18 protein-coding genes and 1 other annotated feature are annotated in these 26,194 nt (G+C 38.2%); of the genes, 2 read left to right on the top strand and 16 right to left on the bottom strand.

The genetic code is table 11. The annotated features are described in order from the left end of the window. Positions 1–61 precede the first annotated feature (61 nt). The 10 genes from AC1Z3K_RS07025 to metE form a co-directional block, all read right to left on the bottom strand. Positions 62–523: a hypothetical protein gene (locus tag AC1Z3K_RS07025; RefSeq protein ID WP_461732296.1), complete on the bottom strand. Its 462-nt coding sequence runs from the start codon at positions 521–523 to the stop codon at positions 62–64. 56 nt (positions 524–579) lie between these two features. Next, the gene (locus tag AC1Z3K_RS07030) at positions 580–1,473 is read right to left on the bottom strand and encodes a ParA family protein (RefSeq protein ID WP_426083718.1); all 894 of its coding nucleotides are present in this window, start codon (positions 1,471–1,473) and stop codon (positions 580–582) included. A gap of 272 nt (positions 1,474–1,745) precedes the next feature. Then, a complete protein-coding gene (locus AC1Z3K_RS07035) occupies positions 1,746–2,252 on the bottom strand; it encodes a methyltransferase family protein (RefSeq protein WP_461732297.1) in 507 nt (168 codons plus the stop codon). A gap of 281 nt (positions 2,253–2,533) precedes the next feature. Then, the gene (locus AC1Z3K_RS07040) at positions 2,534–9,682 is read right to left on the bottom strand and encodes a SpaA isopeptide-forming pilin-related protein (RefSeq protein WP_461732298.1); all 7,149 of its coding nucleotides are present in this window, start codon (positions 9,680–9,682) and stop codon (positions 2,534–2,536) included. A gap of 362 nt (positions 9,683–10,044) precedes the next feature. Beyond that, positions 10,045–10,890, bottom strand: coding sequence for a peptide-methionine (S)-S-oxide reductase MsrA (gene msrA, locus AC1Z3K_RS07045; RefSeq protein ID WP_461732299.1), 846 nt, complete (start codon positions 10,888–10,890; stop codon positions 10,045–10,047). A 300-nt stretch (positions 10,891–11,190) separates the two neighbouring features. Beyond that, a complete protein-coding gene (locus AC1Z3K_RS07050; protein WP_461732300.1) occupies positions 11,191–12,162 on the bottom strand; it encodes a diaminopimelate dehydrogenase in 972 nt (323 codons plus the stop codon). A 179-nt stretch (positions 12,163–12,341) separates the two neighbouring features. Beyond that, positions 12,342–12,896, bottom strand: a complete 555-nt coding sequence (locus tag AC1Z3K_RS07055; protein WP_461732301.1) for a GrpB family protein — start codon at positions 12,894–12,896, stop codon at positions 12,342–12,344. A gap of 360 nt (positions 12,897–13,256) precedes the next feature. Further along, entirely contained in the window at positions 13,257–13,757 is a 501-nt protein-coding gene (locus AC1Z3K_RS07060; protein ID WP_461732302.1) for a hypothetical protein, read from the bottom strand. A gap of 1,067 nt (positions 13,758–14,824) precedes the next feature. After that, the gene (metF, locus tag AC1Z3K_RS07065) at positions 14,825–15,715 is read right to left on the bottom strand and encodes a methylenetetrahydrofolate reductase [NAD(P)H] (protein WP_461732303.1); all 891 of its coding nucleotides are present in this window, start codon (positions 15,713–15,715) and stop codon (positions 14,825–14,827) included. Beyond that, positions 15,696–17,978, bottom strand: coding sequence for a 5-methyltetrahydropteroyltriglutamate--homocysteine S-methyltransferase (metE, locus tag AC1Z3K_RS07070; protein WP_461732304.1), 2,283 nt, complete (start codon positions 17,976–17,978; stop codon positions 15,696–15,698). Before metE ends, metF begins: the two co-directional genes overlap by 20 nt. 171 nt (positions 17,979–18,149) lie before the next feature. Beyond that, positions 18,150–18,396, top strand: a binding site (T-box leader). A 100-nt stretch (positions 18,397–18,496) separates the two neighbouring features. Here metE and AC1Z3K_RS07075 point away from each other — a divergent pair. Further along, positions 18,497–19,417, top strand: coding sequence for a LysR family transcriptional regulator (locus AC1Z3K_RS07075; RefSeq protein WP_461732387.1), 921 nt, complete (start codon positions 18,497–18,499; stop codon positions 19,415–19,417). Positions 19,418–19,803: 386 nt separating this feature from the next. Here AC1Z3K_RS07075 and AC1Z3K_RS07080 read toward each other — a convergent pair whose 3' ends face one another. The 3 genes from AC1Z3K_RS07080 to AC1Z3K_RS07090 form a co-directional block, all read right to left on the bottom strand. After that, on the bottom strand, positions 19,804–19,923 hold the full coding sequence (locus AC1Z3K_RS07080) for a putative holin-like toxin (protein WP_426083702.1): 120 nt from the start codon (positions 19,921–19,923) through the stop codon (positions 19,804–19,806). A 174-nt stretch (positions 19,924–20,097) separates the two neighbouring features. Further along, entirely contained in the window at positions 20,098–20,349 is a 252-nt protein-coding gene (locus AC1Z3K_RS07085) for an SMI1/KNR4 family protein (RefSeq protein WP_461732305.1), read from the bottom strand. Between the two features lie 467 nt (positions 20,350–20,816). After that, positions 20,817–21,602 (bottom strand): SDR family oxidoreductase, encoded by a 786-nt coding sequence (locus AC1Z3K_RS07090; protein WP_461732306.1) that lies wholly within the window; start codon positions 21,600–21,602, stop codon positions 20,817–20,819. 107 nt (positions 21,603–21,709) lie between these two features. Between AC1Z3K_RS07090 and AC1Z3K_RS07095 the strand changes: the two genes are divergently transcribed. Beyond that, a complete protein-coding gene (locus AC1Z3K_RS07095; RefSeq protein WP_426083695.1) occupies positions 21,710–22,264 on the top strand; it encodes a TetR/AcrR family transcriptional regulator in 555 nt (184 codons plus the stop codon). Between the two features lie 212 nt (positions 22,265–22,476). On the opposite strand, the gene AC1Z3K_RS07100 is transcribed toward AC1Z3K_RS07095, so the two are convergent. The 3 genes from AC1Z3K_RS07100 to AC1Z3K_RS07110 are packed head-to-tail and all read right to left on the bottom strand — an operon-like array spanning position 22,477 to position 26,186. Continuing rightward, entirely contained in the window at positions 22,477–23,298 is an 822-nt protein-coding gene (locus tag AC1Z3K_RS07100) for a histidine phosphatase family protein (protein WP_461732307.1), read from the bottom strand. 32 nt (positions 23,299–23,330) lie between these two features. Continuing rightward, entirely contained in the window at positions 23,331–24,716 is a 1,386-nt protein-coding gene (locus AC1Z3K_RS07105) for a glycoside hydrolase family 1 protein (protein ID WP_461732308.1), read from the bottom strand. Next, positions 24,717–26,186, bottom strand: a complete 1,470-nt coding sequence (locus tag AC1Z3K_RS07110; RefSeq protein WP_461732309.1) for a sialate O-acetylesterase — start codon at positions 26,184–26,186, stop codon at positions 24,717–24,719. It lies immediately after the preceding gene. Positions 26,187–26,194: the final 8 nt, after the last annotated feature.

Genomic DNA, 26,194 nt, shown 5'->3' on the forward strand with positions numbered 1-26,194 from the left:
TATAGGCTTGACGGCTGTTTCATCATTTTAATACTGAATATTTTCTCGCTAATTGTCAGGACTAATGGGCAATATAATTTTTATAAATTGCCTGACCTCTGGCTTCAGCTCTAAAATGCTGCTCCACGCTTTTAGCGATTCTTGCTTTCGAATCACTGCTCAGAGGGTTTCTTTCAGCTACTGTTACGTACATATTTTCTAATTCTTTTTTTGTATAGCTTTGAAGTATCTCATTAATAGACTTATTTTTAAATAAATAGCGAACTTCATCCACTGTATATAACTTTTGTGGTAGACTTTTTTCTGACTTTGTTTTTGAGCTTTCTTTTGGTTCCTGTATTGATACAATTTTTTTCAATGTAGTTTTATTCACTTTATTTAACAGAGTTAGTATCTGGATGATATCATCTAAATCAAACTTCTTTTGAATTTCAATAATCTGTTCAGTTATCGATTCATCTGTTTTTAGAGTAGCTATTTCAGAAATCAACTCTTCAACCATCCTTTGATTTTTTTCAATCATGAGATCCTTCCTCCTATTTCTATTTGATTATCCATTTTACACAAAAAACAATAATTTTACAACTCGGCAATTCTAGCTAACAACTCTCCAGCTATTTCATCATACGTATCTTTCGATGCTGGAATACTATCTGGGTCATCTGCCGCAATTCCTCTCGTAATATCTACATAGTTATTTGTAAAGTTTTCGAATATGTAAATATCCTGTACTCTATCCATAGCTTGAAGTTCAGTCTGCATTTTTTGAACAATATCCCCATAATCAACCTGCCCTCTAATAAGAGTATAGAAAATACCCAGTAATTGTGGTTCGTTTCCAAAGCAATGTTGAAATAATAAACGATCTTCATGTTTTTCACAGTACCTGCTATAAACTTTTGAAATAGTTCCAATGTAGTGCATGATACCTTGAGAACTAATCGAGTCAACGATTGTAGGTATTAAATAATAATCAGACAGCATAAAAGCACTTTGAGTAATAATACTACTATTTGGGGGACAGTCAATTAAAATATAATCATAATCCTTAACTCTTTTTATTTTATCTATCAATTTTGCCAATATAGAAAAAAACCTTATATCCTTTTCCATGTTCATATTAATCTCATCTAAGCCCAAATCATGTTCATAATATAGACTGGATGCAATATAATCTAAATTTGGTTCATATTCATTAATCAGATGTGTTAAATTAAACTCAATATCTAGATTATATCCTTTACGAATATTTTCTATTGATAAATCAAATACATAATTTAATGTTTGATTTGGGTTTAAATCAGTTAAGGAACGCCCGCATTTCCTAACACAAATTTCACTTAATGAGCTTTGTGGATCTAAATCCATGAGTAGTACTTTCTTTCCTTTCGATTCCAAATGTTTTCCTAATAGAAGTACGCTCGTAGTTTTTCCTACGCCACCTTTGTAGTTTCCAATAAATATCGTTTTCATTAAAATCCCATCCTTTTAAATTATTATATTCTTCAAGTTAGCAGCATTTTCGTAAAAGAATAGATAAAACAAACAGGCTTTTATCTTTCTTATAGATATAAAAATAATACCACAAAAATTAATAATTTAACTAAAAAGAATAAAGGTAGCTATTACATAAAACTAAAGCAATGGTTTTATTTACAAAAAAAAGCGCACTCCGTTATTTTTCTTTCCACCTCTATTACTCATAGAATTGAGAAATATGTATAAATTATTTCGATATAGACAATCTATAAATAACGTCGAACCTGCTGACAATAATTCAAATACGCCTCACCAAACTCTTTTTTGCACCATCGTTCCTCAGACAAAATAATCCAATGGGCGGATATCTGAAAGTAAACTAGGCTAATAAGCAGCACCAGTGACTCGGTTAGGGTGGCACAGCCTAAATAGAAAAAAAAGTAGCCAACATACATAGGATTTCTCGAATAATAATATAGTCCGTGTGTTCTAAGTCCCGAATTTTTAGGTCGGGCAAAATTAATTGTAGTAATCAGCAAAAGTAGAATCCCCAGCAGATAAACGACTAGCCCTAGCAAGCTGTTAGGAAACTTGAATGTCAGTTTCAAGAACAATGGGAAAATTAATAATACCAGATTGGCTACCTGATAAATATAGTAGGCTATTCTTTCATTACCTGATAGAGGCGCAAAATAAGCTGCTTTAGGATTTAGAACACCTAAAATAGCGAAGCGGATGATTAACAACGGAAGCATTAGGATAAAAGCATTCATTTTTATATCTCTCCTCTTCATTTAGCAATATAATTCCCGTATAGCGGCTTTCCTCAATAAACCCAAACACTATACTCTTACACCTGCCTATTATACCAGTGAATCTTCTATCTCCGTTAAGAATGTTTTCATTCATCACTCCAGAAGTAATGCAGAAGTTGTTCTAACAATCCTATGGGAGTACTAATTCACATTCAAGCCGTACCTGCTGTTTTTATACCATGAAAAATAGAAAATGCAGGTCATGATTCCCTTATAGAACGATGACCTGCATTTCCTATTTATGCCCTTTTTCTGCGAAAGAACAAGTACAGCGCTCCAGCAATCACACTTAATCCCATAAAGATAAGCGTAAAGCTCTGACTGTCACCAGCATGAGGCAATGGCGACACGCTGTTCTTCTTACTTACTTGAACTGCTTTAGGTTTTCCTTGAGAAGCAGCCGCAATTGTAAAGCCAACCGGTGAACTATCTTTAAGATAGCCGTTTGGTGCATGGGTTTCTACAAATGTGTAGCTTCCTGGTGCCAAGTTTGCCACCATAATCTGACCAGCAGCATTAGACACTAATCCTTCTTGAAGAACCTTGCCAGTTCCGTCTCTCAGTTCAAAAACTGCTCCTGACAAAACATTTTTTTCATTTTCACGTTCGCGTTTTGTCAGTACAACTGATCCCTCATAATTGATAAAACTACCTAAATTTTTCACTGGCTGTTTATCAGCCTCTGATTCAATTGTAAAGGACAAAGCCTCTGTATTAATTGCAAAACCGTTTGGTGCCTTTGTTTCAACCAATCGATATTCACCAGGACTCAAGCCAGTCGCTTTGACCAGTCCATCTTGATCCGAAACTAGAAAATCATAGCCAGGCACAACACTGTTTGTCTGTCCGTTTCGAATTTCGAAAACCGCATCTTTCAACGGCTGCCCTTGTTCGTCTACTTTTTTAAACTGAACCGTTCCTTTAAAATTAGTCAGCTCTAATTGTTTGCCATTGCTGCCAACAACTATTATCAACGGCTGTCCTTCTGCTTCATCAGGTATTTCAAATGTATCCGACGGGTTTGTGTTTAGGACATAACCGGAAGGTGCTTTAGTTTCAACAAATCGGTACGTACCCGGCGCCAGATTTTTTGCAGTTGCTTGTCCCAAGCTATCCGATTTGATAGCTTCCTGACCAGAAATAGTCTTTCCTTCTTGATTCACTACCTTGAAGAAGGCTCCTGCTATCGGTTTACCCGCTTCATCCATCTTGGTAATCCTGGCACTACCCTGATAATTGACAGCTGTCAAAGTATCTTCATTCACATCCAATGTTATAGCTTCCGGCTGACCTTGAGCAGTCTCAGGAATAACGAAGTTTTTTAATTCCTGCGTATTCAACAAGTAGCCGTCTGGCGCTTGGGTTTCAACAAAGCGATAGGTTCCTGGTGCTAAGTTCTCTGCTGTGACGAAGCCGTCTGGCTGACTAACTAAGTCAGTTTGCACCGTTTCTCCGCTCAGTCCATCTATTAGTTTGAAATGAGCTCCGCCAAGCGGTTGCTCGTTGCTGTCGGTTTTAAGCAGTTTAGCTGTCCCTTTGTAATTAATTTGCGTTAACAGACCAGATTGATTTTCAGTTACTGTTTCCGGCTGACCAGCTGCTGAACTGCTGATAACAAAAGGTACCGATGTGCTGTTTAAAAGATAGCCTGACGGCGCTTTAGTTTCGACAAATTCGTAGCTTCCCGGCGCTAGATTTATTGCGGTTACCCGGCCCTGCTCATCAGACTCCAGAGCCTCATTCCCTCCCACAGGACTTCCAGTGTCAGGATTGTCACCGGATTTAATCACCTTAAATTGCGCACCTGCTAACGGTTGGCCAATATTATTGGTTTTTATTAATTGCGCACTGCCCAGATAGTTGATAAATGGTTCATCATTTTCACGAGCCGATACTACTTGAGGCTGGCCGTCTGATTCTTGAGAGATACTAAAGGATATTGCTTCCGTGTTGGTAATATATTCGCTGTTCTTCGTTCCAGTTTCTAAAAACTCATAATCTCCGGGAGCCAGTCCTTCGACATAGACCCTACCCTGTTCATCGCTAACCACATGATTAACAACTTCTGTACCATTTTGCTTTTTCAGCAGAACATCAAATTCGGCATCTGCTACTGCTGCTCCTTTTTCATTATGCTTGACGAAAAAAGCAGCTCCTTTGTAATTAATGCCATTCTGATTAAGCTCCATGATTCCCGGATCGCCAATCCCTTCAGCTGGAATCGTGAATGGGATTGTCTTTGTGTCCAAAATGTAGCCAGCGGGTGCAACAGCCTCCTTAAAATAATAACTTCCTGGTTCTAAATCTCCTGCCTGAATATAGCCCTCTTCATTCGAGCTGAAATAGCCTTCTTCATCTGCACCGTAATCAGGAGAAGTAATCTGCTGCTCAACTCCGTTTTCAACCTCGAACAAATGATAACGTGCATTAGCTAAAGGCACCTGATCGCTACTGTCCGAAAGTTTATCCTGACCAAGTTTAGTGAAGCGCACAATCCCTTTATAGTTTTTAAACGGAACTGCTTCTTCATAAACTAGCTTATCTTCCGGCTGGTTAATTACTGCGTTGTCGTTAGAAGATCCAGCGGTACTCACCGGCATGGTGAATTTTAGAATTGTATCGTTCAAAACATATCCCTGAGGCGCCTCAATTTCTTTTAGTCCATATTGTGTTCCAGGGGAAAGATTTTCAACAATAAGCTTCCCGTCGGCTCCAGAAATAATAGTGATTGGAGAACCCGAATCATCCAAAACAGGCTGATTTTGCCCATCCAGTAATTCAAATTCGGCATTTGGCAGCGGTGTATCTTTATTATCAGTTTTCATAAAGGAAGCAGTTCCCTTATAGTTTACTAATCCTGAAGCTCCATTTACTGATGTCTGAATCGTTTCAGGCCGCTCACTAGCAAAAAGCCCTACAGTAAAATCAACAGGGGTTGTATTTAGATAATAACCTTCAGCAGGAGCTGTCTCAATCAACCGATATAAGCCTGGACCTAAATAGTCTACAAAAACAACGCCATCTTGCCCGTTACGAGTCGTACTCACGATAGCTGAACGAACATCGCTATATTCGGAGCTGCCGTAATCAGCACGCTGCAGCTTAAATTCAGCACCATTTAATCCTTGACCATCTTCATTTGTTTTCAGCAGCTGAGCTGAGGCTTGGTAGTTAACAAAATCAAGTGAGTTAACCTCAGTCATACCGTTATTAATAAATACGCCCCGCTGTCCATTGGCTTTTTTAGCCACTGTAAATGGCAGGGGTTTATTATTCAGTAAATAGTTATCTCCTGGTACTACTTCAGCCAACTCATAATTCCCGTCTTTCAATCCGGACAGGAAAAATCCGGCATCTGTTGAACGTACTGGGGGATATTCATTAAAAGGAACCATTTGTCCATTAACTTCATGATTCAAGCGGAAAAGAGCGCCGACAACTGGTAAACCAAGTTCATTCTTCTTATTTACATGAAGCGTTACCCGCTCATTAAGAACTGGTGTAACAGCACCCAAAGCAGATGTAGCAGCATCTACTGTAATTTCTTGTCCATTGAGAAGCTCCTCGCTAATAGTATAGCCGTCTGGTGCTTCCACTTCTTTTAATAAATAAACAAATGGATTATTTCCGGTTTTCTGTGTATAAACCAGATTGGAAAATACTGCTTTTCCGCTCTCATCGGTTGTTACCTCATAAAGAACTTTATCTGCCGGCCCATTACTTGTTAAATAGTGTCGAATTAATTGTAATTTGGCTCCCGGTAAAACACTTCCAAAAGTGTCTGTTTTCTGAATGGTCAAGCTGCCTTTCACTCCCCAGGCAACACCGGTACTGGTTTCAATCTTGACCTGTTTATTCGAGGTTGAAGGAGGTCCGACCGTTTCTCCCCCTTCACTAACTAATTTCGCTGTATTAGATACTGTTTCAGTTTGAGCAGAAAAATTAGGCGTAGTGGTGTATTCTACAAGATAGGGCTGCTCGATGACACCCGCAGCGGCTCCATTTCCTTCCTCGATATTATCAAAAACAACTGCCAGTTCTTCACTCCCAGTCGTATTATCTGTTTCAAGCCTGATTGTATATTGACTGCTTGGCACCAAAGCCCCTTTAGTTATCGAACCATTCGCTGCAACGTTTCCTCTGTAGACCCGAACAGATTGTTCATTAACAGTCTGATTAGAAGAGGGGTTATCAACTAATGTTGGACGCAGCAAGGCTGACTGGCTTCTATTGACCCAGATATCCCAGGTTATCAGCCCGGACGCTGCATCATACGCAGCGGATTTATTTACTTCTTCTCCTGCGTATGCAATAGAGACATCCGCTGGCAGATTCTCTTCTTTATCACCAATAAATACTTTCCCAATATTATGGTAAGTTGCCGCATTATTAACAATTTGCCCTTTTAGACTAGTTTTAAACGTTAGCTGAAAAACCATAGGTGTATCTCCCGGCAGCTGGCTTTGATCCCAGCCTGGAATTGGGATGCTTTTGCCAAAATCAACTGTTAATGGGACATTCGCACTCGGCGATGTATACGAAATATATGGATTTTCAACCTGCTCTCCAGAATAAAGAGGATTTGTTGTAGCTGAAAATCTGCCTTGAGGATTAATATTTCCTCGAACAATCGACAATGAACCATCAATAAACTGCTGATTCCCCGTGATTGAATCCAAAAAGCCAAACGCGGCAACACCCACATTGTTGTAATTAGCTACAACCGTCCAAGTAATCTCTTTAGTCAGCGGATTATAGCTGCCGGACTTCGTGCCCTGATTGGCCTCTTCCGTGCTGGCTGTAAAACCATTCGTGCTGTCGCTGTGATAGTTTTTACCGTCAGTTGTCCAGTCAATGCCTACTCTATTGGAGAACGTATAGGTAGGGGTTTCAACCCCTTTTGAAACGTCATACCAAGTATAGTAGCTCATTTTAAAGGAATCTGTGGTGGAGGCATACTTTCCTTTCAGTGTCACTGTAAAGTAATCATAGTTCGCCCCAGATGAGTGTGTCGTGAAATCATAATCAACGCCGCTCACCAGAACTTCCCCATTTTGATTTACCAGTCTTACGCCATAGCTTGTCGGCACGCCTACAGTTGTATACGGCAACGAAATATAGCCTTCGGTTGCCCCGTTAACAGTATCCCGGATTACCGCGTTCTCAATTTGATACCTATTTTTGTTAATATCTATTGTCCAATGGGCAACCTTTGGTCCTCTATCAACAACCGGTTTATTCTTGATAATTGTCTGTTGTTTAGGAGTCTCAGTAATGGGTGCTGGGGGAGTGATGCCATTTGATGAAATATTATTCGTTATCTTGGTGCTTCCATTATCTGACACAACATCTGTTACCTTTGTTGTATAGTAAATATTGACTGCCTGATTTTTTTGAACATTATCATTAAAAGTAATGGAAAACGTATGGTTTGCTTCATCTCTAGCAATCGTATACGCATTTTCCGGCACTGGATTGCCTTTCTGAGGATTGCCGTTTTTATCAAAGTTCACATAATAAAGGACAGGATCACTGGAACCACTCGTTAAATTGTTAGGGTTTCCGGATGTTAGCACCATATTTCCAGAATAGGTATCTGTTATCGGTACCCCTATAGGAATATCCTTTTGACCATAATTGTATTGAACTGTCCAATCATAAGTCTGTCCGACGTTATGATAAGCAGTCATTTTTTTCTCAAGAAATTTTCCATAATTCAAGCTCACAGAAGCCGATGCCGGTGTATCAGCCAATCCTTCTGCCTTCAATGTCGCTTTGTTGGTCACTGTCAGACTACCGCCATTCACAGGCTTGGCAGCATCGTTAATAGTCGTTTCGTATACCAGTCGGTAAGCACTGCTGATATCTGATAGAAAAGTTACATTTCCAGCCGAATCTACAGAATAATCAGAGCTGCTTAAAGGCATTGTTCCTACAGAAGCCACTGTGCCGTCAAAGTTCAGCTGAATTGGATAGATTGCTACAGATTGATAAGTAACCTGACTAGGAAATGCTTCCGTAACTGAGGCATTTTTTAAAGTTGAAAGGTCTTTGTTGATGTCTACATTCCAAGTGATTTTTGAAGGGTTTTTCGCCCGGTCACTATTTCCGCTTTTACTGATAGAATCAGTATTCTTTGGATGGATGACCACTGTAAAAGGTGGGATTTGACTTTCAATTGGATAATGGAATGTCTTTGTCCCCGGTGTAGTGATAACCTGGGAATCAAAATGAGCTGTATAATTCACTTGACCAGCTGATGCTGGTAAAAAATCACCATTCGTATTTTGTGTAAAAGTAATCTTTAGTGTATTGGTTACTGGATCAATTTGATACTCGCCATACTTTTCATTTCCATTATCCGGATCCGTTAAATCTCCTGACTGCAAACTAGTTACATCAATGCCTGCCGGCAACGGCAGTTCATAATAATCACCGGCCTGAAGCTCATCCTGAATAATCGGCGGCAGCTGAAAGTTTAGCTGAAAATGAATATCCGAGTCAATCGTTGCCGGATCCGGCTCAAAGGCTGTATCGATGGAACGAACAAAGTTTTCACCCGGTGCCAGCTGACTGAACAGCTCTGCGACATTGACCGCTGCACGACGAGTATCCTTGGCTTTCATCTCATTGGGTAACTGATTAACACTGGTATCTTCTGTTGTTTCTGTCTTTGTCTCTTCTGCAACAGAAGAATTTGCCTCTGAAGAACTGGTTGTCGTGGACGCTTCAGGCTGTTCCAATAAATTTTCAGGAATGTTCAACTGAAACGGTTCTTGTCCTTCACTAATAATCGATAATACCTGATTCTCATTTTCAGTGTATACTCCCGTGAACTCCAAGTAAAATCCTGTTTCTCCTAGAGTGGGATTCGTTATTATCAGCTGGATAACAGACTCCTGATTTTGTTCGTCTTTCTGCAGCTGATACGTGCCGATTACTTCGCCAGCAGCATTGTGTACAGCACCTCGCAGCAGTCCATTTTCAAAAGGCTCCGGGATAAAATCCGCAGCTACAGTTATAGTTGGAATCCTGCCGTCAAGGTCGTTAATCAATAACTCACCAGCTATTTTCAATGTTAGAAGCTGCTGCGTTTTATTCTCAGACTGTTCTAAGCTCTTGTTGATAGATGTTTTTGCAATAACACGTAATTCATTTGCTTTAGCAGGCTCTGAACTGCTGCTTGATGTAGAGCTTTCACTTTCCGAACTAATAGCTGTTGTAGCTGAGGTTGAAACTGGCGGTTCCTCATCAGAGCTTGTGGAAACAGCTGTCTGTGACGATTCCACGGCAACCTCTTCACTAGATTCTACGGCTAAGCTTGCAACCGGCACGAAAAAAGGCACCATCAGACTCAGTACCATCAAACCATGAAGTATTTTTTTCATTGTAATCTCCCCCATACTAAAAGCTATTCTTAGCTTCATTATAAGCATTGCGAGGCTGTTTCATCAATTCATACGTCTTACACAATATTCAATTCTAATCTGTTTAAAAGAAAATGCCTCAATCCTTGTTCCCCCTAAAATAACTTTAACGACTTATATTTTTATCTCATCATTTTAATGCTTAAACAATTATCCTGCTGTTCATAAATGAATGAAAAATAAGCAAGTTTGGCGTATTCAACTTTCCAACCTCACTATTAACAGTTTCTTTCTGTCCGCAATATTCTTTAAGTCCAATCTATTATTAAGTCATTACTGATCGTCTACCTTGCCATCAAATCAGCTTTGCAAATAGATTTTCCTCAGTCATGACCTGTTTTATTTTTTGCTTCTCTCCTTATTCGAAGCCTACTCTTCAACTGCTGATAGCGTAAAAACTGATTCCGGGCACGCTTGATTCGTTTATACCTCTTCGGTTGTTTCTTATAGAATTCCTGATGATAATTTTCCGCTGGCCAAAAGGTAGCGGCTGGCTTAATTTCAGTAATAATTGGTTTTTGGTACCTGCCAGAATCGCTCAATGATTGCTTTGACTGCTCTGCAATTTTTCTTTGCGCTTCATCTTGCACAAAAATAACTGGCCGGTACTGACTTCCCCGATCCTGAAACTGTCCCAGCGCATCGGTTGGGTCTGTAATTTGCCAATATAAATCAACTAAACTTTGATAGCTGATTAGCCGTGTATCAAAAATAATTTCCACGGCTTCAACATGTCCAGTGTAGCCGCCGTGAACTTGGTCGTAAGTAGGGTGGGAAACCGTTCCGCCTGTATAGCCAGACAAAATAGATATAACGCCAGGTTTCTTTTCAAATGGCTCTACCATACACCAGAAACAGCCTCCTGCAAAAATTGCCCGTTCCTGATACGCTTGATCTACTTCCAAATGTTTTAAAGGTATCCCATTCTCGTGGATTACTGATTCACCAGTAATTTTCAAATAGAAATCCGCGACATCCGGCGTCAGATTATTTCTGAGTGCAAGAGGGCGCAGCTCTCCCTCCAGCTTGTCTAATTGTTTTTTTAAATTAGCTGTATCTTCTATCGAATTTTTAGCAGCAACCAGCAGCGAACGTTCCCACTCCCGTGTCCCCGGGTTCACTATGAGATTGTAGATATCACTGATTAGCTCTTCTTGAGAAGCTTCCATCTCAATCCCTCCTCCAAGCTAGTTTTGATACACTAATCATTTAAAAGAAAAGACAGGGTTCCTCTTGGAAAGGGTCTGTACTATCTCTTAAAATTCATCTGCAATTTATCATATTTTTGTTGCTTAAGCGAGTAACTGGTTTTGAAAAAAATCTTTTTCAAAATTTTTTAAAGCCTTACCTCAATAAGTATCATTGATAAAAGTTCAATGACTTGCTTTTGATAAAAAAAACAAATACTCGAAGAAATGAACCCTTCAAGTATTTGTTCTGATTCATAATTAAACTTTTTTACCCCTAGTCTACAACAGCTCTTTCCGCAAAATATCAGCGGCAATCGGCGAAAGATATTTCGGTGCAATATCCAGTACCGTAAAGGCACCAAACTGCTGCTCTTTGGCTAAACGAACGCAGGCTCTGGCATACGCAACAAGAACACTGGCTGTAAATTCAGGATTACTATCTAAGTGCAGATTATACTCAACGACTTGCTTGGTTCCCTCGTGAGTGCTTCCTGTATGAAGCACCGTACCACCGTGAGGCATTGCTTTATGGTTTTGGTTTAGCTCTTCCTGAGAAACGAAATGAACCTCTGTATCATAATCAGCAAAATAGTTTGGCATTGCTACAATTTCAGCTCGAATCCCCTCACTATCCGCCCCCTCCTCCAGCACAACAAAGCATTCTCTAAAATGCTTGTCTCTAGTTGTCAGCTCCAGCGTTTCTCCAGCCTTTAATTTTTCAATAACTTCACTATTGGGAATCGTATACTGTGTCGCATCTACAACACCTGAGATTCTTCTTAATGCATCAGAATGCCCCTGACTAACACCTTTTCCCCAAAATGTATGGGTCTGACCGACAGGTAGGATACTTTGGGCGTAAAGCCGATTCAGACTAAATAATCCCGGGTCCCAACCGGTGGAAATAACTGAAACAGTCTGATTCTCTTTTGCTGCCTGATTCACTTTTTCAAAGTGCTCAGGAATTTTAGCATGTGTGTCAAAGCTGTCCACTGTATTGAAGCGCTTAGTAATTTCCGGCGTTTGCTCAGGCAAATCAGTAGCTGAACCGCCGCATAGAATACAAACGTCTATTTCTTCTTTTTTCTTCTGTAGCTCATCCATCGGATAAACTGCTGCTCCTTCCGCCGGAACAGCTTCAGGTGCTCTTCTAGTAAAAATCCCGACTAGTTCCATATCCGGATTTTGTTTTAACGAACGTTCAACTCCCCGTCCCAAATTCCCATAACCAATAATCGCCACTCTAATCATTCCTATTCACTCCTAACCATCATTTCTTAAAATTATACTATAAGTAGCCGTCGAAAAATGAAAAAAATCTCATTTTATAAAAAAAACGGCTTCTTTCACTAGAGACTATTTGAAAACTATCGAAGAGACACGTTTTCAGACAATCCTGATTAAACATGGGTATTTCCCGATGTTATCCTCTATTTAATCAGAAACCTCATCGTTTTTTCGGCTTTAGCAATCTCCGTCCATTTTTTGACAAACTCGCCCTTTTTATCGGAATAGGTATTCCGGTCGTATTTATATTTTTTACTTAATTCCGTTTTTAACCTTTCATACTCTAAAGCAATCTTTTGATGGTTGTTTAGATAATCCCTGAAGAAAACTTCATCGTTATCTCCCTGATAGCGCAAATGGACATGATAAGCCTTTTCCTCAAACCCCTTATTTGTATAGCCTCTGTTTAAGGAAATCCTACGTTCAGCTTCTGACATAATAATAAAATTATTCTCCGCCAACCCTTCTGCAATTTCTTTAATATCGCTTTCCGGCGTTAATTCTACTACCACATCTATAATGTTCTTCGCCTGAATATTTTTTATTGCAGTGCTCCCTATGTGGGTAATCGCATAAAGATTTTGACTGGGAATCAGCTGTAACAGCTCTTCTTCAATCTCGGTATACCACTTTGACCATGCTGTATTTTGTTCGACCAGCGAAATTGGGAACAACTGCCACAATTCCTCTAAGCTCATTTCTGAAAGCTCCTTGACCACAATCAACACCCCTGTCTTTCTAGATGGCTCTTTATCAATGATTTATTCATTTTACGGAATAACTAATTCAATTATACAACGCCAGCATAAAAAAACATTACTAAAGCTGAAAGAAGCCAGCTTTAGTAATGTCCAGCAATCAATTTGCTAGTTATAAGATAGACACCTTTTTTATGATTGGAAAAAACATTCTTAATGACTGGGTTGCTCCATTAAATCAACAGGAATAACTACATCTATTGGCATTTAAGTATAATCATTTTTATCCAACATTATAGAAATATCAACCCATATAACTCTCCAAAACACTCACTGCAATTGTTCTACCTCAAGTTAAAATCATAATCCCTCTATAGATTCATCGATTGAATGTGTTATTAATGTTTTAGTTGCTGGTATTAGTTCTTCTTGAATGTCTACATACTTGTTAGAAATCCCCTTATATAAACATTCATCACAGAATTTAACAAGTTCATTCTTTTTAGTAATAGTGGTTGTTAATCGAAGATTACTTTCATGGCAATTAGGACATATTTCATCAGTCATATAAGTACCCAAATCCCATATTAGAGAAGTAACCTGATTAGTTATCTCCTGCTCGTCAATCCCATCTAAAATATTCTTTTTATAATATGGAATACCTAATAGAAAATTGTCATCAGAATGCCCAATAACAAAGTATTTTGAATCGAATTTTTTCATTTCTTCAAGGTAATCCAGCACTGTATATCTTGAAAATACATATTCATAGTTATTAACGTATTTGACAAGGTCATCAAATAGTTCATCAAGTTTTTTACTATCGAAATTGTTATAGATATTTAAAAGGTCTTCTTTCATTGCTTATTCCTCCTAAGGTTTAGGTGTCGGATATGCTGTCACGATATTACCTGCTTTGTCTGTTATAACTGTTAACCATGTAGTCTTTTGACCACCTAAACTAGGTTTTACAGTCCCTATAACTTCGTTAACATTTACAACTCTTTCAAAAGCTCCTGATTCCAACGGTTGTACAGTTGTATTTATAACTTTTTTCGATTGTAGTATGATTCTCAAATCGGTTTCAGGGATTGTAAACTGCCCTGTGTTTTTCAAAGAGCTTAGTTGAGTTTTAGAAAAAAACTTATCTGGTACATAAGCGAATCTTTACGACGATGATCTCTATAAACACTATAAAAATACCTGTCACTAGTGTTTTCAGGCAGACTCTGACTTGATTATACTAGATTTTTTTCTTTAATACGTTCATTACACTGTTATAAATAAAAAAATAGTACCAAAGCCCATTACTTCTTTCAGCTTTGATACTAAGTACCTATATTTTCCAAATGATGTTGCAAATATATAGTCAGAATAATCCGGAAATAATTGTTTTCTTAAAAAAGTCGAATATTGATGCAACGGATGGTCGTTCTCCAGAGAAATTTGTACCTATTTAACTAAAAACAAAAGTAATCTCCAACAGATTCTAAGTTGACGTATTAATCACTGACAATCTGATACTTTTCCTATTTAAGAGAGACCATATAACGGTGGAGAAGAACACTAATTATAATAAGGAAAAATCGGAAGCTTCTGAGACAAGAACAAGCAGCTTTGAAAGCAAATGAGGAATTACAAACTGTTTAATCAATACCATACAGTTTGTTTGACGTCATTTAGGAATGGAATCGGCTTGATCTTTAGCCGGTTCGCTTCCGGCTAGCTGCCTGTTTCTTTGACTAAAAGAAGATTATCTGTTGCTTTTTCTTTGCAACACTAGTGATATCTCCTGTAAAAGTTCTCATTACACAAAAACGACTTTTGCCCTTAGCCTATTCAAAGGAAACATACGTATAAACGCATTTTTTTCAGGATTTATATAGCTACTTTTTCTAAAAATCTCCGAGGCTTCTTTTGTCTCATTTTTATAAGATAGACACCTTTTCCTGATTTGTTGTTGACTCAAATAAGGAATGGGTAGCCGTATAAATACTGCGGGCAATTCCAGCCTGATTCATTGTATAAAGATGAATGCCCGACACTCCCTGAGTGACCAAGTCAACAATCTGATCAATCGCATAGGCTAGACCAGCATCTCTCAAAGCCACTGGATTATCTGCATATTTTTCTAAAATCGCCAGAAATTTTTGGGGCAGCTGAACGCTTGCAGTCCGTACGATACGTTCTGCCTGACGCTTATTGACCACAGGCATAATCCCTGCCAAGATTGGTACCTCAATCCCCGCCAGCCAACACTTCTCCTGAAACTGATAAAACAGCTCATTGTCAAAAAACAGTTGCGTAATCAGTTGGTCTGCACCCGCATTTACTTTTTCTCTCAAATGCTGGATGTCTTCAAGGGTATTTGACGATTCCGGATGCCCTTCCGGGTAACAAGCAGCCGATATAGAGAAGCTCTGATCCCACTCTTTGATATAGGCAATCAAATCCCCAGCATAACGAAAATCAGTACTTCTGGGAATTTCCGGATAAAGATCCCCACGCAAGGCTAAGATACTCTGAATCCCTTTTTGATGAAGATCCCCTAAAATCTGATTGACTTCTGCTTTACTCGAATAGGCTGCACTTAAATGTACAATACTAGGTACTTGATGCTTTTTTTGAATATGAGTAGCTATTTTCACGGTGCTTTCCTTTAAAGAAAGCTGTTTATTGCTACAGGTTACACTAATAAAATCGGGACGCAAATCCTCCATCTGGCTCAGGGAAGTATATAATCCCGCCATCGTTGCTTTAGACGACGGCGGAAACACTTCAAAGGATAGGCTGGCTTTTTTATTCTCTAACCGCTTCATAGACAAGAGCCTCCCTCACTTGAACTGCTGCACGAGTCAGATTTTCCAAGCTTGCAAAAGTTTCTTTTTCTCCTCTTGTCTTTAGTCCGCAGTCGGGATTAATCCATAGCTTCTCTACAGAAATCTTTTCCAACAGGATTTTAATTGTCTTTTCCAACTCAGCCACAGAAGGAACTCTTGGTGAATGAATATCATAAACCCCTGGTCCGACAGCTGTCTGAAAATGATGAGCATTCAAGGCATCCAATAGTGATAAATTTGAACGAGAAGCTTCAAAGGAAATTACATCGGCATCCATCTGATCGATGGCAGGTAAAATATCTGCAAATTCGCTATAGCACATATGCGTATGAATCTGCGTCTGCGGGGCAACCTTGCTATGAACCAGCCGGAATGCTGGTATTGCCCAATCTAAATATTCCTGATACCAGTCGCTTTTTCTAAGGGGCAGCTTTTCTCTCAAAGCAGCTTCATCGATCTGAATAATCTTAATACCGTTAGCCTCTAAATCCAGCACTTCCTCTTGAATCGCCAAAGCAATCTGCAGCGTGGATTCTTTGATGGAAATATCTTCTCTTGGAAACGACCAGTTCAGAATTGTCACAGGTCCTGTCAGCATTCCCTTCACAGGCTTAGTTGTCAAACCCTGAGCGAACACAGACCAGTCAACAGTAATCGAATGTTTACGGGAAACATCTCCCCAGATAATCGGCGGTTTCACACAACGAGTGCCATAGGATTGTACCCAGGCATTTTTAGAAAAGAGAAAACCTTCCAGATTTTCACCAAAGTATTCTACCATGTCATTTCGTTCAAATTCTCCATGAACCAAAACATCCAGTCCAATCTCTTCTTGAAAAGCCACACAGTCGGCAATCTTTTCCTTCAAGAACTCACGATAATCCGACTGACTAATTTGCTTTTTCTTAAATCGTGACCGTGTTGCTTTAACCTCTCTAGTCTGGGGAAAAGAGCCGATTGTTGTTGTTGGTAAAACAGGTAAGCTCAACGCCTGTTTCTGAACAACTGCCCGCTCCTCAAATAACGGCTGCCGCTGAAAATCCTCCGCTGCCAAGCCAGCTATTTTATGTGTCAGCAGCTGGTTTTCTATCACTCTCTTCTTTTGGAAAAGCACTTGATTATTTTTATAACGTTCATTCGCAGAAGCATCCGCTGATAGACTAGAAATCACTGCCAAATCAGTTAGCTCGGTCAGTTTTTCCTTGGCAAATGAAAAATGCTGGGCTACTTCAAGCGGAAATTCTTCCTGTTCCACTGAAAAAGGCACATGAAGCAAGGAACAGGAAGTCGAAAGAACAACTTGCTCCTTCGGCAAAACGTTCAGTAAATCAGCTGTTTGCTGATAGTCATTTCGCCAAATATTTTTTCCGTTCACAACCCCGGCAAACAACTGCTTATTCTGCGGAAACCCTAAAGCTGCAATTAAATCAGCTGTCTGTTTTCCTTCCACAAAATCCAGTCCAATCCCTTCAACATTCAAAGCTAATATATCTCCATAAATATCACGGACATCACCAAAATAAGTTTGCAGTAAAAGCTTGATAGTCCTTGGCTCTAAGGTTAACTCATGGTAGATATGCAAGAATAGCTCACGGTCTGCTTCAGATAAATCTTTTACTAGATAAGGTTCATCCAGCTGCAGCCATTGTGCAGTATGCTCATTCAGTGTCCTAATTATCTCTTTGTATGCGGCAATCAGCGCTGCCAGATGCTCCTGTTCTGTTGTATCTTTAAATTCTGCCAGTTTAATTAAGGTGAATGGCCCTAAAATAACAGGTCTTGTTTCAATACCAAGCTCCTTGGCTTCTGTATATTCATCAAAAATCTTTGTTCCGGCAAGCTTAACTTCGGTATCTTTTTCAAATTCCGGCGTCAAATAATGATAGTTGGTGTTAAACCATTTTTTCATTGGCAGAGCAGTCACATCTCCTGCGTCTCCCTGATAACCTCTAGCCAATGCGAAATACGTATCTAATGGAGAAAGCTTTAACTCCTGATATCTCTTGGGAATAATATTCAACAGAACAGCAGTGTCCAGCGTTGTATCATAAAAAGAAAAATCATTACTCGGAATCAAGTGTATTCCTGTTTCTTTCAGCAGATTCCAATGCATTCGCTTCAGCTGCTTTCCTTTTCCCACTAATGCTTCCTGTGTGCTGTCTCCTCGGAAATAGCTTTCTGTTGCAGCTTTTAATTCACGGTTCTCTCCAATTCTTGGAAATCCAACGACCGTTGTTTTCATGGAATCGCCTCCTAAGTAGTTATGAGAGAAACTTTACCACAGAATAAAAGGAATTGACTAACTGTTAATTTCTATAAGAGCTTATAAAATTAAACTATAACAAAATAATGAGAAAATTATTAGGAAATCATTTGACAGAAGGAAAAATCTTGGTTATAGTATAGAACAATATACAATGCGCAGAAAAGAAAAGTACAATCAGAAGAACAGCGGCAGAGAGCTCCGGCAGGTGAAAAGGGGTGCGGGATTCGATTGGAAGATGGTCTTTGAGCATTCAGTAGTGAGCCTAAGTGCAAGCAGCTGACGGTGGTGCCCGTTATCGCAACGCAGTATCTGCATTCATGCTTGTACTGGCTAAGGTCATTATTGTGAGGTAATGATAATCAAAGGTGGTAACACGAAATTATTCGTCCTTTTTCTCTATAGAAAAAGGGCGTTTTTTATTTACTTAAAGAGAGGGCTGAATGCATCAGATTTTACCAAAGTATTCAGTCAATTCCCCAAGAAAGGAGCAGACCATGCGCATACAACAACTAGAATATCTGGAAAAAATTGCTGAAACAGGATCAATCAACGAAGCAGCGAAAAGCTTATTTTTATCACAGCCAACGCTGTCAAATGCAATCAAGGAGTTGGAAAGCGAGATGGGTATTTGTCTCCTTCATCGTAGCAAACTGGGTGTCTCTTTAACTGAAGAAGGACGAGAATTCCTTTCTTATGCCAAGCAGATTATTGATCAGGTGGACTTATTGGAAAAACGATACAAGCAGACAGCTAAACGGGTTTCTCGCCTGTCGATTTCCTCTCAGCATTACGCCTTTTCAGTTCATGCTTTTGTTGAATTCATTCAAGCTTACGAAGACAACAGCTATCAATTTACATTACGGGAAACAGAAACACAAAATATTCTTGAGGATGTCGCCGGTTTTCGCAGCGAGATTGGCATATTATTTTTGACTGATTTTAACCGGCGCGTGCTGGAAAATCTATTTGAAGAAAAAAATCTGGTTTTTTCTTCACTGTTTTATGCTAAACCTCATATCTTTATCAGCAAAGACAATCCATTGGCCTCGAAAACCTCGGTTGCTTTGGAAGAACTGGATGATCTGCCCTACCTCTCCTTTGAACAGGGCAACAGCAATTCCTTTTATTTTGCGGAAGAAATCCTGAGCACCCGCTCCTATAAAAAGCACATTAAAGTCAGCGACCGGGCTACGATTTTCAATCTAATGGTCGGGCTAAACGGCTATACCTTCAGCTCTGGAATCATCAGTCGGGAGCTCAACGATGATAGTATCGTTGCTATCCCACTGGATATTCCCGACCGCATTGAAATCGGCTGGATTAAAAGCCAGCGCAGTCAACTGTCAACCTTAGGCGAACACTATCTTGATACACTGAAAAAACATATCAGAGACTACGGTTTCGCTACAGGTTAAGCGGGAAAAAGAATAATCTGTGATAATTGCGTTTGATTAACCACAAATCATTAACAATGTTAGCTGATACCTGCAAGGGATAACGAGCAGACTATCTATCAACAAACTTTTATAAGAGCTAATTGTTCTAAACCATCGTTAACCTTTTTAGTAGTTAGCTTTTTTGATGCATCACTTTTTAACCACAGTCTTCATCGGCAATAATAGGACAAAGAGCAGGTTTTAAAGAAAGAATCTCTTTAACAGCTGTATAAAAATTTGTACAACCAATGATTATCTATGCTATAATACAAATGAAAAGAGAGATATGCGCTAACATCTCTCTCTTTAGTAGAACCGCTTAAGGCGGCAGCAAGATATTTGGGTTAAAGAAACCGCAGAACTCGCTAAAGTCTGTCTGCGGTTTTTCTTTTTGTCTTTTTAAGCAAATCAACAACCAAACGTACTAATGCAATAGTAAACATACTAAAGCTAATTAGTAGCTGAATTGTCTCAAGCGCTGACAAAACGGCTTTCTCCTTTCATAGATTTAGTACTTACATTCATAAGCACCACCTCCTTCAGAAGCAGCCACCGCCACAAACTTTTCTACCTAGCCATCACATCACATAAAGATATGTTTACAGTACATTGATAAAGTTATTTTTTGGAGCATTCTTCAGCAAATCCTTTATCTTCATTCAAGAATCGATACCTTTCTTTTCTGGAATCATCGGCATTCTTTTATAGTATGATATCCACTCAAATAAATCAGTAAAAGTATTATAGATAGGGGAAATAGCTCTTTCAAGCTCTCCTCCATCTGCCACTTCATAATCCCCAAAAACGACGATTTGATTATCTCCAGAACGATAATCAAAACAAATCATATTTCCACCTGTATCTTTTCCAAATGGTAAAATAGCTGGAACAAGTCTATCCGAAACATCCACTAAGTTAACTACAATGTTATTGTAGGGATCTGGATTAAAACAAAAAAGTTTGTTAAAAATTTTTTTCCAGCATTTCATGTGAATATATGTAAGTCGGGATAACCTCCATTATTGTCTAGAACTACTTCAACATAGTCTTTTGGAAATATCACTTTAACTTGTTCTTCAACTAGACGAATGTCATGAATAGTTATTTTTCCATCTGTGTTATGCCACGAATTAGTATTTGACTTACAAATACCTCCCTAATTTCCTCATTCTCTTGCTCCACCTTTTATTATTAACTTTCCATCAAAGTATCCTTTTGCAAAATAATTAATATCTTTTAAATTGGTGTATTCTTTATATTCGATTACATAAGATTTTAAGTCTTTTGTTGTCAGTATACCCATTTTAACAGTATCACGTTCAGTGAACAGAGCATATCTGTATAATGGCTATTTCTTGGATTTTTCTATGAGTTCTTTTCACAAGCCTTTTGGAAATGCTTGCTTAAGTGATTCTTTCGCCATTATTGTCTCCATTTTATTTTGACTAACCTGTCCCATTAGATGTAGTTGTTTTGCTGCACCGGCATTGACTCGTTTCTTATTTTTTTCCATCCCTTTAAGGGCAGCTTTGACTAATGCATCTAAGCTCATATTCCCAAATGTCCCTGAAAGATTTCCGTCCTGTAAACCTGTTTCCGCAACCAATGGTGGAACAAGTTCCATTACATGTATAAACTCTTTTTTTGCGTAATTCAACTGATTACGTAAAGCACTCGTATACATTTGAACCCCTGACTTGGAAGCAGAATAAGTGGGGTGCGCCGCTGAACTTAAATATGCTAACCCAGATGATATGTTTACAATCATTGCCTCTTCTTGCTTCATTAATTGAGATAAAAAAAGTTGGTTAACAGCGATTGTTCCAATAAGATTGATTTCAATATCGCTTAGCAAATTCTCTAATGGCAAATCAGGATTTAATAAGTTATGACTGTTCATAACTCCAGCAGAATTGATTATAATGTTTAAGTTTGGTAAATAGTTCATTAACCATTCTTTTAGCTTAATCAATGATGAGAGGTTTGTTACATCTCCTTTAAACGTCAAAATATCAGGATATTTTTCTTGTACCATTGTTAATTTTTCTTCGCTTCGACCTAGGACTGCTACATTGTTTCCCTTTTCTGTTAATTTTTTTGCTAATGCTAATCCTATACCAGATGTCCCACCGGTAATCAAGATACTATTTTGGGTCATATTCATGAAACACAGATCCTTCCAGTTACACTTTTTATTTTTTGTAACTATTTAAGAATAAACAAAAAAGTTATATAAATCAAATTATGTAACTCATATGTTATACTGTTCTTATGAAAACAATTAATCAAGCACTCATACTAAAGACTGCTGAGCAGTTGATTGAAAAACATGGGATGAAGAAAACATCTCTCTCTCAAGTAGCTAAACAGTTAGGAGTTAGCCACGCAGCACTATATAAATATTTTGAAAACAAAGAAGATTTATGGACTTCCTTAGCTTTTGGATGGTTACGTGATATTTTGGCAGACGTACTCCAATTTGATTCTAATGGCTACGAATCAAAATTAGATTTATTACATGATTGGCTCTGGATACTAACAATTAGTAAAAAACGAGCATATGATTCCAATAAAAAAATGTTTACTCTTTATACGACCTATATTGACAACAATCCGGCTACTTTAAGTGAACATACTTCTGAATTAGTAGCTACGGTCTCAGAGTTACTGGGTTATTCCAATATAGAAGTCCTCAAAAGTGTTTTAGAAGTTTTTGCGGTCTTCTCCGCACCTTCCTTTGCAAATACATGGGACATAAACCTACACGAACGATTTGAAAATGTTTGGAATCTCATACGACCTGGACTTTCTGAATTATTAAACTGAAAAATGAGGTTGTGACAGAAGTGTTCAGCTTCAAGCAATAAGGCGGAAATTCCGAAAATTGTTCCACAAATTTTTGCGAATTTCCGCCTTATTGTCGAAGAAGTTACTTCTGAAACACCGTTTATCCGGATTTAAGGGACTGAGGCATACTAATGTCACAGCCCCATTTTTCAGTTTCGCATGATTTATAAGAAAATCAACCAACTTTAATTCTAATTACTTTTCCCTTTTTCACTAAAACTCATATCATTCACTGACAATACTTTCCATTCCCCATCTTTATAAACAGCTTTAGATATACTTGCATTTTCTAACCCCTCCATGGGAATGACAATTGTTGCTTCTGGATCTAGTTCATTTAATATTGTAGCTAAAGTCATACCATGTGAAACCACTAAAATTGTATCAGCATCATCTTTTTTTGCTTCTGAAATAATATCCTCAATGGCCGCTTTGGAGCGATTGACAACTGCTTGATAATCTTCTGCTGGCCAATTTTCATTTTCTTTGACATTATCTTTATCAACTTCAGCTAAATCATTGGCTATTTGTTTGATAAATCCAATATAACCACCATTGCTAGCTGCCTTTTCCATATATTCTTCTGATGTTAATTGATTCATTTTAGCAATTTCTTCAATTGATTTTTCCCCTGGTGTGGCTTCAAAAGTCCCAAAATTAAATTCTCGTAACCGCTTGTCTTTAATAATTCCTGTCTTTTGTCCAGCATTATCAAGAATCAATTCAGCAGTTTCAATAGCCCGTCCACTATCACTGGTATAAACTTTATCAAATTGAATGCTATTGCCAATGCCATTACCCACATTTTCTGCCACTTCAATTCCAGCTGGGGTTAATGGCGCATCACTCCATCCTTGAGATTTCCCAGTGGTATTCAACATCGTTTTCCCATGACGAGTAAAATAGACTGTAATTTCTTTTGGTTTGCTTGATTTATCTGAATTAGAACTTTCATTCGTTGCACAACCACTTAATAATCCTAACATCATTACTGCAATCACAATTTTTTTCATTTTTATACTTACTCTCCCTTTTCATTCCATTGTTATAGTATCTCACCGTTACTTTGAATAACTTTTTTATACCAATTAAAACTTTTCTTCCTGTAACGTTTTAAATCTTTTAGTTCGGTTTCATCGCGATTCACATAAATAAATCCATAACGTTTCTTCATTTCACCTTGTGAACTTAATAAATCAATTGGGCCCCAGGTTAGAAAACCCATTAAATCAACACCATCTTCTGAAACAGCCAGTTTTAGTTGTTCTACATGATTTTGCAAATAATTGATCCGATAATCATCTTCTACTGTTTGCTGATCATTCAATGTCTCCTTTACACCGATTCCACACTCTACTGTAAAGACCGGCATTTTATAGCGATCATACAATTCTTTTGCAGCTAAACGTAGACCTTTTGGATCAATAATCCAGCCCCATTCACTCACTTCTAGGTAATCATTTTTAGGCTGAGTCCCACTTAAAAAAGAATCTAGAAAAGAATCAACGGTTATATCTGCACCTGCTTTAGCAACTGCACTCTGGTAATAACTGAAGGGAATAAAATCCATTGTTCCTGTTTTTAAATACTCTCTGTCCTCTTCCTTAATATCTGGCATCACATCATTTTTTTGCCAATCAAATAATAAATCTTGTGGATACACGCCATACTTAAAGACATCTACGGTTTGGTAAGTTAACCTTCTATTTGCAATTTGTGCGCTCAGCACCGCATCTGGATTGCTCGTTTCTGGATAAAATGGGGAGAAGGCTACCATACCACCTACTTTTGCATGAGGCGCAAACTCTTGAACAATATGCTTTACAGCTGCCGAAGCCAAGAAAGAAAAATGTTGTGCATTCGCATTCATTTGTTTTGATTCTTTCTCACTTAACCCATCTCCTTTCAAGTTATTGACTAACGTATAAGCAACATTTTGTTCATTAATTGGAATATAATAGTTTACTTTTTCACCAAAATATTTCACTACGATTTCTGTATACTTTTTGTACGCTTCAAGAACTTCTCGAGATTGCCAACCGCCGTACTTTTTCGCAAGAGCATCAGGTAAATCAAAATGATACAAACAAATAATTGGTTCTATTTTATATTTTTTTAATTCATCGATGACACTTTCATAAAATTCCAGCCCTTTTTGGTTAACCTCTCCTTCTCCATCTGGTAAAATCCTTGCCCAGCTCAATGAAAAACGATACGTATTAAATCCCATTTCTGCAAAAAGTGCGATATCTTCCTTATAATGGTGATAAAAATCAATCCCGTTTTCCCAATCTGAAGCTGTTTGGGCGTAACTTTTCATTTTATTCGTATCATAGACTGAAGGACCTTTCCCGTCGGTATTCCAAGCTCCCTCAGTTTGCATGCTCGAGACTGAACCGCCCCACATGAATTCTTTTTTGAATGTATTCATTTAATCCACTCCAATCTCATATTTTTTGAACTTGAACGGTGATACTGGATAACCAACTTCGTTATAAAGGATAGCATCTGGTACATTTTTCCATGCATATCCCAATTCCATAATTTCATTTTTCAGCTTGATTCTTATTTCGTTTTTAGTATATTCAATAGACTGAATGGCTTCATTTGGTTGAAAAATTTGTATTCCAGTATGACTCAGTTTCTTTGCTTGATCAATTACAATCACTACTTCCTCTGTAGTCCACTTCTCTAGTTTGGCTATTGGAGCAGATGGATAATATTGATGACCAATGATTTCTCCAACTCGACTTCCTAAAATACTTTTTTCAGGGGGATGAATATTGTCTGGTTCTCCACAATCAAGTCCTGTAACTAAAAAGGTTTTTTCAATCAACATGCTAATTTTCTGTTGCGCTTCTCTTACTGTAGCCCAATCGTGTCCTTTCCGATCCTGGCAAAGAGGCAATTGAATAATATAAAACGGGACAATCGTTCCTAGCTCTTCCCGCCATTGTACAATCAAAAGCTTTAATAATTTTTCATAAAGAAAACTGTGTACCGTATCCTCTTCCCCTTGATACCATATAACAGCTTTGAAAGTAAAAGGGACAATCTTTTGAAACATTGTTTGATATAACCCACTTGGTCTAGTAAAAAGATAAGGACTAGCTGGTGGCGGCCAAGGTGAATATCCAATCACCTTTTTTACTTCTCCTAACGACCAATTTGGATTTTCTTGAATCATTTTTTCTCTTTTTACATAATATGCTTTTGATTGCTCCAAAAAATCTTGAAATTGTTGCTCAAATTGGACTTTTCCCTTCCCTTTAATCGCTTGCTTATACGGTGTAAGAATAGCTTCATTTAATTCATTATCTTGTAATAAACATTCTTCACCAACCCAACATGAAGCGCTAGTTCCCCCTTTGCTACAGCAAACGATACCAATAAGCACATCGGGGTTGTTTTCGCGATATTTTTTTGATGCGTAATAAGCAATCGCGGAAAACTCAGTAATAGTTTTCTTATCTAATTGCTGCCATTTATACTCTTGCAAATCAGATGGTTGATCTTTGCCCTTTTCCTCAAATTCCACGTCCGGAACATTGTTAAAGAATATTTTATTTAATTCATTGGCTTGCTCCGTTTCAAAATGTAGCTCATCTTTCATCTTATATTCCATATTAGATTGTCCAGCGAAGAGAAAAACATCTCCAAACTGTACAGCTATTTCAATAAAATCGAGTTCTGTTGTAATTGATAATTGAGTTTTTTTTCCATATTCTTGAGGAGGCAATTCAAAAATAAATTGACCATTTGCATTACTTTGCGTCACTATTTCCTTTGCACCAAATACAACCTGTATCGTTGTTTTGGGTTCTGTTGTTCCACTAATCATACAAGATTCTTCTGCCTGTAAGACAACTTGATCTGAAATTAAAGGATTCAATTTCAGCATATTCATCA

The organism is Enterococcus sp. LJL128 (genome assembly GCF_056924295.1).

Coding starts and splice junctions, on each gene's coding strand:
- AC1Z3K_RS07025 (WP_461732296.1), bottom strand. CDS start 523: ATGATTGAAAAAAATCAAAGGATGGTTGAAGAGTTGATTTCTGAAATA.
- AC1Z3K_RS07105 (WP_461732308.1), bottom strand. CDS start 24,716: ATGAATACATTCAAAAAAGAATTCATGTGGGGCGGTTCAGTCTCGAGC.
- AC1Z3K_RS07095 (WP_426083695.1), top strand. CDS start 21,710: ATGAAAACAATTAATCAAGCACTCATACTAAAGACTGCTGAGCAGTTG.
- AC1Z3K_RS07090 (WP_461732306.1), bottom strand. CDS start 21,602: ATGAATATGACCCAAAATAGTATCTTGATTACCGGTGGGACATCTGGT.
- AC1Z3K_RS07100 (WP_461732307.1), bottom strand. CDS start 23,298: ATGAAAAAAATTGTGATTGCAGTAATGATGTTAGGATTATTAAGTGGT.
- AC1Z3K_RS07030 (WP_426083718.1), bottom strand. CDS start 1,473: ATGAAAACGATATTTATTGGAAACTACAAAGGTGGCGTAGGAAAAACT.
- AC1Z3K_RS07060 (WP_461732302.1), bottom strand. CDS start 13,757: ATGAAAGAAGACCTTTTAAATATCTATAACAATTTCGATAGTAAAAAA.
- AC1Z3K_RS07075 (WP_461732387.1), top strand. CDS start 18,497: ATGCGCATACAACAACTAGAATATCTGGAAAAAATTGCTGAAACAGGA.
- AC1Z3K_RS07035 (WP_461732297.1), bottom strand. CDS start 2,252: ATGAATGCTTTTATCCTAATGCTTCCGTTGTTAATCATCCGCTTCGCT.
- AC1Z3K_RS07050 (WP_461732300.1), bottom strand. CDS start 12,162: ATGATTAGAGTGGCGATTATTGGTTATGGGAATTTGGGACGGGGAGTT.
- metE (WP_461732304.1), bottom strand. CDS start 17,978: ATGAAAACAACGGTCGTTGGATTTCCAAGAATTGGAGAGAACCGTGAA.
- AC1Z3K_RS07055 (WP_461732301.1), bottom strand. CDS start 12,896: ATGAGCTTAGAGGAATTGTGGCAGTTGTTCCCAATTTCGCTGGTCGAA.
- AC1Z3K_RS07040 (WP_461732298.1), bottom strand. CDS start 9,682: ATGAAAAAAATACTTCATGGTTTGATGGTACTGAGTCTGATGGTGCCT.
- metF (WP_461732303.1), bottom strand. CDS start 15,715: ATGAAGCGGTTAGAGAATAAAAAAGCCAGCCTATCCTTTGAAGTGTTT.
- msrA (WP_461732299.1), bottom strand. CDS start 10,890: ATGGAAGCTTCTCAAGAAGAGCTAATCAGTGATATCTACAATCTCATA.
- AC1Z3K_RS07110 (WP_461732309.1), bottom strand. CDS start 26,186: ATGCTGAAATTGAATCCTTTAATTTCAGATCAAGTTGTCTTACAGGCA.